Source organism: Corynebacterium lipophilum (assembly GCF_024102595.1).
Classification (GTDB): Bacteria; Actinomycetota; Actinomycetes; order Mycobacteriales; family Mycobacteriaceae; genus Corynebacterium; species Corynebacterium pseudogenitalium.
In genome coordinates this window covers 22,789-33,339 of record NZ_JAEUWV010000019.1, presented here as the reverse complement: position 1 = coordinate 33,339, position 10,551 = coordinate 22,789, and the positions used below count along the sequence as shown (strand labels likewise).

Genomic DNA, 10,551 nt, shown 5'->3' with positions numbered 1-10,551 from the left:
ACGCCTGAAGTGGTGGACCTTCCGGTCTACGGCAGGGAATCCCGATTCAACGAGCACTGTCCCGCCGTAGGCCCAGGCAGGACCTGGAATCCATATCCAAAAAAGCACACATTTTGTCGCTTAACCCAGCTTTTCACCATCTGAGTGGAACGTTCCCGCAAGCTTTTCTCCCATCCTTAGTCCTGGGCAGCGAAAACCCTTCGGCTCGTTCTTCATACCCGGGTCATGTGTAGCTCCGCGTACATGTTCCCAGGGAACCTCGATGGATCCTTTGAACGACCAAATCTTATCTAAGCCGAGTGGCTCAACAACCAGAGTAGCGTCGGTGAATTTGAGATTGTTGTTGCTCATTGTGCCTCTCCTTTGGAAGTGCTGCTTGCGCGGTCGAGTAAGTGCTTGCCTAGTGCTGCTGGGCCTTCAGCAAAGCAAAGGGAATTTGCTTCGAGAATCAAGGGGCGTAGCTCTTGGCTTACGGGCGCGACTTCCACGAGAGTGACTGCAACAAGACTCTTGGCTTCTAGTGTCACTTCACCTGTCTTAGCGTTTCGGCATACTGCTTCCAGCGCCGTTCTCAGCAGGCCATGTTTGGAACCGAAGATTTTATAGAAGCTCGAACGATTTATCTCAAGGTAGGTAAGAGTTGCGTCAACGGACTGTGCTGTATACCCGCGTTCACCGAAAAGCTTTATAGCCCTGCGGATGACTTCGTCTTCATCGAACTCTCGTGGTCTACCCATGACTTTCATACTATTCGTTCTGGAATGCATTGTCCATTATCTGAGGCGGATTAGATACCGTGTCGCGCGCCAAGTGCGTGTTTATGGCTCTACGCCCGGATACTGGAAAGGAACCGGTGCTGTTGTGGTTTGGGGCTCAGTTTAAAAGTAGCGTTGGTTAGTGGATTATGCTCCGGTACCGAGTAGACCGCGCACAAGTGCGGTGAACCCGCCGAAGATCGCCAGGGCGAGTGCTATTCGGTACCCCAGTTGTACTGGTACCCGTGGTGCCATACGGGTGCCAACAACGATGCCCAACACCATCGCAACAATGCCAACCACCCACGTTTCAGGAGTCACCGCGGAGAGGTTTGCTGCACCAGTGATTTCCTTAATGGCGAATGAGAGTGCGCCGCTGACCAGGAAGATTGGCTGGAGCGTAGCTGCGTAGATCTCCTTAGGCCAGCGTGCCGCGTGGGCGTACACGGTGATTGATGGGCCAGCTACGCCTGCCAACGTGTTCATGAAACCACCAAGTGAACCTGCGATAACAGAAGGTACGGTGCCTTCAATATTCGGTATGTAGCGTTTTCCCAACGTCACTGTGCCGAGCGCGATCAACAATAGAACGCCAACGATGATTAGAAGCAAACTAGTTGAAACTGCCCGTATGAGGAATGCGCCGGGTACCGCACCCAAAACAAGGGCTCCGGCAATTGGGGCAAAGCGTTTCCAATCAACGCGCTCGCGCATTGAATAGGTGTTGGCTATCGCGTTGACTGTGGCTAGCACGTTGACCATCAACACCCCAGAGACTGGACCGAGGAGGACAGATAGTGCGGGGGCCGCGATAAGCCCAAGGCCCATTCCTGAAATTCGCTGCAAGGCAGCTCCAGCGAACACAGCCAGGAAGATTCCGATCAGAACTGTTGTCACTGCACCCTCCTGTGCTCTGCTTCATATACAGCGCTCATCACCCTACCTGACGAATTTTAGATACCTGGAGTGAACTGGCGATTTAGATGATCGCGTGGTGCGATTCACGCCTGAGCGCTTGCCTGCTATATACTTTGCGACGTCGCCCCAGTAGCCCAATTGGCAGAGGCAACGGATTCAAAACCCGTCCAGTGTGAGTTCGAGTCTCACCTGGGGCACAACACCCGGCCATAAGCCGGGTTTTCTTGTTTGAGTCGTCATGTCGGGACGTACGTCTACACTAGGGGCCGTGAAGAAACGGTTATTGCTCATTGACGGACACTCCATGGCATTTCGAGCGTTCTACGCTCTGCCTGCTGAAAACTTTTCGACGACCGGTGGCCAAACAACGAATGCGGTGTATGGCTTCTTGTCGATGTTCGCCAACGTTGTGGCGCAAGAAGCACCAACGCATATTGGTGTGGCGTTTGATGTGGGGCGCAAGACGTTTCGAACGGAACGTTTTCCGGAGTACAAAGCTCAGCGCGAATCCACTCCGCCTGAGTTTAAGGGGCAGGTTCCGCTGATTCAGGAGTGCCTTGAGGACCTCGGAATCATCAGCTTGTCGAAGGAGAATTTTGAAGCTGACGATATCGTGGCGACGCTGGTGCACCAGGCTCGCGTTGATCAGGATTTCGAAATTGTCTTGGTTTCAGGGGACCGCGACTACCTACAACTGGTAGACGATTCAACGACGCTGTTGTACCCGATGCGCGGGGTTTCGACGATGACACGTTTCACTCCGGACAAGGTCGAGGAGAAGTACGGGCTGACTCCGGCACAGTATCCGGATTTTGCGGCGCTTCGGGGAGACCCGTCTGATAACCTCCCCTCGGTTCCGAAGGTCGGGGAGAAGACGGCGACAAAGTGGATCACGCAATACGGTTCGCTTGCAGAACTCGTTAACCACGCGGATGAAATCAAGGGAGTCGCAGGTCAAAACTTCCGAGACCGTATCGAGCAAGTGCAGCTCAATCGTGAACTCACGCAGATGGTCACCGACGTGGAGCTCCCTGTTACGCCAAATGACTTGGAGCTAAAGGCCGTAGACATCGGTGCTATTGCGAAGCGATTTGATTCTTTGGAGTTCGGCACGAATCTTCGCGAACGTGTGCTATCCGCGCTTCCTACGGAAGGGGACGCCGAAGAGTATTTGCCTGTGGAGCTTCCAGAAGTTGTGATCGACGAAGGGCCGTTGGACGCATGGATCGCTTCCCATAGGGGTCAAGGATTAGCGCTGTATGTGGACGGTAGTCCGCTGCCGGCAAACGGCGATGCTACTGCGATTGGGATCGTCGATAAGGAGCGGCACGGCATCCAACGCGAAACAGCGGAGCTAACCCCTGAAGAGGATGTTGCGCTGAAGGACTGGTTGGAGTCAGATGACCCCAAGTACCTCCACAACGGTAAAGCTATGTATCACATGCTGCGGGGCAGAGGCATCACACTCAGCGGGATTGCGCATGACACAGCGATTGCTGCCTACCTGCTTCGCCCGGGGCAGCGTACCTATGCGCTGGCTGATGTATACCAGCGTCACTTGCAGCGACAGTTGGACGTAGGGCAAGAGCAACTCAGTCTGTTGGATCAAGCTTCACAGGTTGATGCCGCCGTTGCTGTGCTGGAACTGGCGCAACATCTTGCTCAAGAACTTCGTGAAATCGACTCTTACGCGCTGTATGCCGACCTTGAGCTGCCGCTTGTACCCATTCTTGCCAGGATGGAGGACGTCGGTGTGGCTGTTGACGTCGAAGCTCTTGAAAATCTTCGCAAGGAGTTTACTGACAAGGTTGCCCAGGTAGAAGGAGAGGCCCGCACGCTTGTCGACGAGCCAGCTCTCAACCTTTCGAGTCCGAAGCAGCTTTCTGTCGTTCTTTTCGACAAACTTGACTTGCCTAAAACCAAGAAAACAAAGACTGGGTATTCGACGGCAGCCAAGGAGATCGAGGCGCTTGCAGAAAAGAATCCGCATCCGTTCCTTGATCATCTGTTGGCACATCGTGAGTTTCAGAAGATGAAGTCCACAATCGAGGGGCTTATCAAGGCGGTACATAGTGATGGCCGAATTCACACAACCTTCAACCAAACCGTGACTTCAACGGGCCGACTGAGTTCGACTGATCCAAACCTGCAGAATATTCCCGTCCGTACAGAGACAGGTCAAAAGATTCGAGCAGCATTCACCGTTGGTAAGGGGTATGAGTATCTTCTGACCGCTGATTACTCACAGATTGAGATGCGAGTGATGGCGCACCTGTCCGGGGACAAGGGGCTCATCTCCGCGTACAAGGATGGCGAAGACCTGCACAACTACGTCGGTTCACAGGTATTTGATGTTGCTATCGACGCCGTGACGCCCGAGCTACGCCGTCGGGTCAAGGCAATGTCATATGGTTTGGTTTATGGGCTCTCTGCGTACGGCCTCGCCGCGCAGCTCTCGATCTCGCCAGGTGAAGCCAAGGAAATCATGGAGAGTTATTTCCACCGTTTCGGTGGGGTGAAGCACTATCTGGACTCGGTCGTCGAGAAAGCCAGAAAGGATGGATACACTGCAACTGTGTTTGGGCGCCGACGCTACCTGCCTGAGCTCAACAGTGACAACCGAGTCGCCCGAGAAAATGCTGAGCGGGCGGCCCTGAATGCTCCTATCCAAGGTACTGCCGCAGACATCATTAAAGTAGCGATGATTCACGTTGACCGAGCGTTGGCTGACTACGAGTCCCGTGTGCTGTTGCAAGTGCATGACGAGTTGGTTGTTGAAGTCGCTCCGGGTGAGCTCGATGAAGTGCGTGAGATTGTTGAGCGGGAGATGGATCGCGCTATTGAACTCAACGTGCCGCTCGAGGTTTCTACCGGATACGGAGAGAACTGGCAGGATGCTGGCCATTAGGGCGGGAAGTGTGGGGCTATAGAGCGGCCCCCATTATTCCGCTCTATAGCCCCGAGACGGTCCCAGAGCCTCCTTCTCAATCCGTCTGGGACTGCCTTCCCCCATCAACCGCTTCTTCCCCCGAGTTCCCCCGAGAAGCGGTGCCACGGTTCACCTCGCGAGGTTTCACAGCTCTAGATTGGCCTTATCTATCGCTGCTGCGCCTTGATCGTGGCAATGAAAACACTAACAGACGTCTGTGGGGAACGTAAGAGAATTGGCCAAAAATGGACTACATTAAACAAAATATTGACTAATTATGGGGGTGTGGGATGGCGAGTGTATTGCTTTGACCTGCGAGTTTGCGCCTTATCGGCGGTGCGGCAGACTTACGGCGTTCTCAGTTGGCGAGTTCGGTGAAGGATGTGTTGTTTGCCTTAACGGTCGACCTGATGGGGATTTATCCGAGTGTTGATATTTGCGCGAGCTGGGCAAAGGCGATATTCTTGCACGAGCATATCTGGGCAATAGGTCTCGTGGTGTCGTAATAGGAGGGCATCACCGGCTCATATTGCGGGATCTTTCCGCGCTGGTAAGAGATGATATGCCCCTGTCCAAATACGATCTCCTATTTCAATTTCGGAGCACATTTAACTTATGCGCACTTCCAACGCACCACAGGTCGCAATCAACGATATCGGCGGACCTGAGGAATTTCTCGCCGCTGTAGACGCAACCATCAAGTACTTCAATGATGGTGACATCGTCTCCGGCACCGTAGTTAAGGTTGACCACGATGAGGTTCTCCTTGACATCGGCTACAAGACTGAGGGTGTTATCCCTACCCGTGAGCTGTCGATCAAGCATGACGTTGACCCGGACGAAGTTGTCCAGGTCGGCGACGAGATCGACGCACTGGTCCTGACCAAGGAGGACAAGGAAGGTCGCCTCCTGCTCTCCAAGAAGCGTGCTCAGTACGAGCGTGCTTGGGGCACCATCGAAGAGCTGCAGAAGAACGACCAGCCAGTTACTGGTACGGTCATCGAGGTTGTCAAGGGTGGCCTCATCCTCGACATCGGTCTTCGTGGCTTCTTGCCTGCGTCGCTCGTTGAGATGCGTCGCGTCCGTGACCTGGATCCATACATTGGCCAGGAGCTCGAGGCAAAGATCATCGAGCTGGACAAGCACCGCAACAACGTGGTCCTGTCCCGCCGTGCATACCTCGAAGAGACGCAGTCCGCTGTTCGTTCCGACTTCCTGCACCAGCTGCAGAAGGGTCAGGTACGCAAGGGCGTTGTTTCTTCCATCGTCAACTTCGGTGCTTTCGTGGACCTTGGCGGCGTAGACGGCCTGGTTCACGTTTCCGAGCTGTCCTGGAAGCACATCGACCACCCATCTGAGGTTGTCACCGTCGGCGATGAGGTTACCGTTGAGGTTCTCGACGTCGATCTCGACCGTGAGCGTGTTTCCCTGTCGCTGAAGGCGACCCAGGAGGACCCATGGCGCGTGTTCGCACGCACCCACGCTGTCGGCCAGATCGTGCCGGGCAAGGTCACCAAGCTTGTTCCATTCGGTGCGTTCGTTCGCGTCGAAGAGGGCATCGAGGGTCTGGTTCACATCTCCGAGCTGGCACAGCGCCACGTCGAGGTACCGGACCAGGTTGTCAACGTTGGCGAAGAGGTCATGGTCAAGGTCATCGACATCGATCTCGACCGTCGTCGTATCTCGCTGTCGCTGAAGCAGGCGGACGAGGATTACAACGAAGAGTTCGATCCGTCCCGCTACGGCATGGCTGATTCCTACGACGAGCAGGGTAACTACATCTTCCCAGAGGGCTTCGATCCGGAGACCAACGAGTGGATGGAGGGCTTCGACGAGGCTCGTCAGCAGTGGGAGGCTCGCTACGCAGAGGCTGAGCGCCGCTTCCAGGCGCACACTGCACAGATCGAGCGTCATCGCGCTGCTGCTGCCGAGGCGGCAGAGCAGGCGGGTGACCAGGCGAACTACTCCTCGCAGTCCAACGCTGCAGCTCCGGCAGCGGATGAGACCGCTAGCGCAGGTGGCTCGCTCGCATCTGACGAGCAGCTCGCAGCACTTCGCGACAAGCTCGCTGGCAACTAGTCTTTATTAGCTAATCGACGACCCCTTCCTGGAATCCAGGAAGGGGTTTTCGCCTAGTATGTGACGCATGTTGAAAATTGGGCTTACCGGAGGAATCGGAAGCGGAAAGTCGTCCGTTGCCGCGTTGTTACGTGAGCGTGGCTTCGTCGTAGTCGATGCTGACCGTATCGCGCGCGATGTTCTGCAACCAGGAAGCGATGCGCTAAAAGAGGTGGCTGCTGCATTCGGCGATGACCTGGTGGACGCTTCCGGCGCTTTGAACCGCAAGTTGCTGGCGCAGCGGGCGTTTGTCTCGGAGGAACAGACGCAGAAGCTGAATTCGATTACGCATCCTGCGATTCGCAAGGAGTCATCACGGCAGTTCGACGCCGCTGAAGCTGAAGGAGCCCGGGTTGCTGTGTACGATATGCCACTGCTTGTAGAGCTTGGGCTGCACCGTCAGATGGACTTCACCGTTGTAGTCGATGTGAACGAGGAAGAGCGAGTGAGGCGGCTGGTTCAATTGCGCGGTCTATCGGAGGCAGACGCCCGTTCCCGTATAGCACGGCAGATTGATGACGACGATCGACTTGCGGCCGCTGACTACGTGATTGACAATAACGGTCCGTTGTCTGAGCTCGCTCCGCAGGTGGATGCTTTGGTCGACTATGTCGAGCGAGAATTGTTGCAGCATCAACGTTGAGGAATCTGGTTGAGTCATTAGACTGAGCTGCATGGCATTTGCAGCAGAGCATCCGGTCCTGGCACATTCGGAGTTTCGACCAGTAGGCGAGATCGAGCGTCGAGAAAAGCCCTTTGAAGTCGTCTCGGAGTTTGAGCCATCGGGTGATCAGCCTAAAGCGATCGCAGAGCTAGATGAACGTCTCAACCGGGGAGAAGAAGACGTCGTCCTCATGGGTGCCACCGGCACCGGCAAGTCGGCGACGGCAGCGTGGCTGATTGAAAAGCAGCAGCGCCCAACGCTCGTGATGGCTCCGAACAAGACGCTCGCCGCGCAGCTAGCAAATGAGCTTCGGCAGCTCCTCCCAAATAACGCGGTTGAGTACTTCGTCTCGTACTACGACTATTACCAACCAGAGGCATATATCGCTCAGACGGATACATACATCGAAAAAGATTCCTCCATTAATGATGATGTAGAACGCCTGCGTCACTCAGCTACCTCCGCATTGCTGTCGCGTCGTGACGTAGTGGTGGTGTCGTCAGTCTCTTGTATCTACGGCCTTGGTACGCCGCAGTCCTACCTTGATCGCTCTGTGGTGCTGCGCGTGGGGGAAGAGGTTGAGCGTGACCGCTTCCTTCGATTACTCGTTGATATCCAGTACGAGCGCAACGATATTGACTTCAAACGCGGTACGTTCCGAGTAAAGGGCGACGTCGTCGATATCATTCCCGCGTATGAGGAAGTCGCGGTTCGGGTTGAGTTCTTCGGAGACGAGATTGACAGCTTGTATTACATTCATCCGCTCACGGGAGACGTGCTGAGCCAAGAAGATGAGCTTCGGATCTTTCCTGCTACCCATTACGTGGCCACTGAAGAGCGAATGGAAAAGGCGATCGAATCCATCAAAGAAGAGCTTGCAGACCGTTTAGAGGACCTTGAGAACCGCGGAAAACTACTTGAGGCTCAGCGACTTCGGATGCGCACCGAGTATGACCTCGAGATGATTCAGCAGGTTGGCTTCTGCTCAGGCATTGAGAACTATTCTCGTCACATGGACGGGCGCGAGGCAGGATCGGCGCCAGCGACGCTCATCGACTACTTCCCGGAAGACTTCCTCACAATTATCGACGAGTCTCACGTGACCGTCCCGCAAATTGGAGGAATGTTTGAAGGCGATATGTCGAGGAAACGCAACCTCGTGGAATTCGGATTCCGGCTGCCGAGCGCCGTCGACAACCGTCCGTTGACCTTCGATGAGTTTGAATCGTGCGTGGGGCAGACGGTGTACATGTCCGCGACACCGGGCGATTACGAGCTCGAAGCAGCACACGGCGAGTTTGTTGAGCAGGTTATTCGCCCAACAGGCCTCGTCGATCCAAAGGTCACGGTGAAACCGACGAAGGGACAAATCGACGACCTGATTGACGAGATTCGCGTCCGGGTGGAGAAGAACGAGCGCGTGCTGGTCACTACCTTGACGAAGCGCATGGCTGAGGACTTGACTGATTATCTCCTGGATAACGGGGTAAAGGTGCGCTACCTGCACTCTGACATTGATACGCTGCAGCGCGTTGAGCTGCTCCGCCAGCTGAGGCTTGGAGAGTTTGACGTCCTCGTTGGCATCAACCTGCTGCGAGAGGGTCTCGACTTGCCGGAAGTTTCACTTGTTGCAATTCTCGACGCCGACAAGGAAGGGTTCCTGCGTTCGACCAAGTCGCTGATTCAGACTATCGGGCGCGCAGCTCGTAACGTATCTGGAGAGGTCATCATGTACGCCGACCAGGTCACTGAGTCGATGGAGGAAGCAATCAGTGAGACAGAGCGGCGTCGCGAAATTCAGTTGGCGTACAACAAAGAACATGGGATCGATCCGCAGCCGCTGCGCAAGAAGATTGCCGACATTTTGGATCAGGTATATGAGAACACTGACGGTGAAGCTGAAAATGGCGTTGCCTCGGATACCGCAGTTGTATCGAAGCCAGACGTGTCCGAGATGGCCTCTGATCAGGTACAAGCATTGATCGACGACCTTACGAAGCAAATGGGTGCAGCAGCTCGCGAGTTGAAGTTTGAGCTCGCCGGCAGACTGCGTGATGAAATTGCTGATCTCCGAAAGGAACTTCGTGGTATGAAAGATACAGGAAACTAAGAAAGGTTCGAGGAATCTATGCATACCTATAAGTCGATTGCTGTCGGTACTGACGGTTCACCAACTTCGCTTGTTGCGGTTCGTGCTGCTGCGAGCCTGGCCCGCGTGTATGACGCGAAGCTCACAGTCATCTGTGCTCACTACACAGCGTCGGGCTCGATGCTGAACGCAACCAACGCGGAGCTGAGCAAGATCGATATCGTGACGGAATCGGGCGCCGAGGATATCTTGAGGCGTGCGAAGGCGATCGCAGTCGAAGAACAGGCACCAGAGATTAACTTGGTCTCCAGTGGCGGCCAGCCTGCGAATGTACTGCTGGAATCAGTAAAGGAATACAGCGTAGATCTCCTCGTGGTTGGAAACAAAGGAATGCGGTCCCTCGCCGGTCGAGTCTTCGGCAACATCCCAGGTAGCGTGGCAAAGAAGGCGCCGGTTGATGTCATGCTCGTTGACACCCGAGCTGAAGGCCATGACTAGCCTTCATCCGCGCGAGAACCAGGTACTATAGATTTGACCGTGCTTGTTGGCGCCACCGTTATCCAGCGAGCGACAGCTGAATCAGGAAAGGTCTCAAGAATACAGCTATGGCCAATTACTACAAGACCATCGTCGTAGGGTCCGACGGGTCCAAGTCTTCATTGCTCGCCGTTGAGCGTGCTGCAAAAATGGCGAGTGCATTTGGTGCCACGCTAGTGATCGGTACCGCGTATTACGAAACGGAAGCGGACGCGACGAAGAGCCTGCGACAAGATTCGGTCACCATCCTCGGTGACAAGGACGCGTTGGCAAATCTTGAAGCGGCAGCAGAACATGCGCGACAGCACGGAGCAAAAGACGTGCAGACTGCGACCCGTCCGGGTACTCCAGTAGAGGCTCTGATGGCGATTGTTCGTGACAACAATGCGGAACTGCTGGTGGTCGGTAACCGCGGTATCAACTCTCTGACAGGTCGCCTGCTGGGGTCTGTCCCAGCAGACGTTGCTCGCCAATCGGACTGCGACGTCATGATCGTACATACCGTCAGCTAACGCTTCATATAACAACCTCCGGCCAACTG

General features: G+C 55.0%; 9 protein-coding genes and 1 tRNA gene. 7 read left to right on the top strand and 3 right to left on the bottom strand.

The window, feature by feature from the left end; genetic code table 11:
• Positions 1-120: 120 nt before the first annotated feature.
• The 3 genes from JMN37_RS09895 to JMN37_RS09885 form a co-directional block, all read right to left on the bottom strand.
• Positions 121-351: a hypothetical protein gene (locus JMN37_RS09895; RefSeq protein ID WP_252932006.1), complete on the bottom strand. Its 231-nt coding sequence runs from the start codon at positions 349-351 to the stop codon at positions 121-123.
• A complete protein-coding gene (locus JMN37_RS09890) occupies positions 348-737 on the bottom strand; it encodes a TetR/AcrR family transcriptional regulator (protein ID WP_071573941.1) in 390 nt (129 codons plus the stop codon). Before JMN37_RS09890 ends, JMN37_RS09895 begins: the two co-directional genes overlap by 4 nt.
• A gap of 165 nt (positions 738-902) precedes the next feature.
• Entirely contained in the window at positions 903-1,652 is a 750-nt protein-coding gene (locus tag JMN37_RS09885) for a sulfite exporter TauE/SafE family protein (RefSeq protein ID WP_071573922.1), read from the bottom strand.
• A 144-nt stretch (positions 1,653-1,796) separates the two neighbouring features.
• On the opposite strand from JMN37_RS09885, the gene JMN37_RS09880 reads away from it, so the two are divergent.
• The 7 genes from JMN37_RS09880 to JMN37_RS09850 all read left to right on the top strand — a co-directional run bounded on the left by JMN37_RS09880 (position 1,797) and on the right by JMN37_RS09850 (position 10,522).
• Positions 1,797-1,870 (top strand) — tRNA-Leu (locus tag JMN37_RS09880).
• Positions 1,871-1,911: 41 nt separating this feature from the next.
• A complete protein-coding gene (gene polA, locus JMN37_RS09875; protein ID WP_256472944.1) occupies positions 1,912-4,581 on the top strand; it encodes a DNA polymerase I in 2,670 nt (889 codons plus the stop codon).
• A gap of 636 nt (positions 4,582-5,217) precedes the next feature.
• Entirely contained in the window at positions 5,218-6,681 is a 1,464-nt protein-coding gene (gene rpsA, locus JMN37_RS09870) for a 30S ribosomal protein S1 (RefSeq protein ID WP_070362535.1), read from the top strand.
• Between the two features lie 67 nt (positions 6,682-6,748).
• Positions 6,749-7,363 (top strand): dephospho-CoA kinase, encoded by a 615-nt coding sequence (coaE, locus tag JMN37_RS09865; protein WP_071573920.1) that lies wholly within the window; start codon positions 6,749-6,751, stop codon positions 7,361-7,363.
• A 31-nt stretch (positions 7,364-7,394) separates the two neighbouring features.
• On the top strand, positions 7,395-9,494 hold the full coding sequence (uvrB, locus tag JMN37_RS09860) for an excinuclease ABC subunit UvrB (RefSeq protein ID WP_252932005.1): 2,100 nt from the start codon (positions 7,395-7,397) through the stop codon (positions 9,492-9,494).
• An 18-nt stretch (positions 9,495-9,512) separates the two neighbouring features.
• Positions 9,513-9,971, top strand: a complete 459-nt coding sequence (locus tag JMN37_RS09855) for a universal stress protein (protein ID WP_070362532.1) — start codon at positions 9,513-9,515, stop codon at positions 9,969-9,971.
• Positions 9,972-10,078: 107 nt separating this feature from the next.
• Complete coding sequence (locus JMN37_RS09850) at positions 10,079-10,522, top strand: universal stress protein (protein WP_070362531.1); 444 nt, start codon at positions 10,079-10,081, stop codon at positions 10,520-10,522.
• Positions 10,523-10,551 lie beyond the last annotated feature (29 nt).

Bases quoted from the DNA above. Each gene is read 5' to 3' on its own strand.
- JMN37_RS09895 (WP_252932006.1), bottom strand. From the start codon at position 351: ATGAGCAACAACAATCTCAAATTCACCGACGCTACTCTGGTTGTTGAG.
- JMN37_RS09890 (WP_071573941.1), bottom strand. From the start codon at position 737: ATGGGTAGACCACGAGAGTTCGATGAAGACGAAGTCATCCGCAGGGCT.
- polA (WP_256472944.1), top strand. From the start codon at position 1,912: ATGTCGGGACGTACGTCTACACTAGGGGCCGTGAAGAAACGGTTATTG.
- rpsA (WP_070362535.1), top strand. From the start codon at position 5,218: ATGCGCACTTCCAACGCACCACAGGTCGCAATCAACGATATCGGCGGA.
- coaE (WP_071573920.1), top strand. From the start codon at position 6,749: ATGTTGAAAATTGGGCTTACCGGAGGAATCGGAAGCGGAAAGTCGTCC.
- uvrB (WP_252932005.1), top strand. From the start codon at position 7,395: ATGGCATTTGCAGCAGAGCATCCGGTCCTGGCACATTCGGAGTTTCGA.
- JMN37_RS09855 (WP_070362532.1), top strand. From the start codon at position 9,513: ATGCATACCTATAAGTCGATTGCTGTCGGTACTGACGGTTCACCAACT.
- JMN37_RS09850 (WP_070362531.1), top strand. From the start codon at position 10,079: ATGGCCAATTACTACAAGACCATCGTCGTAGGGTCCGACGGGTCCAAG.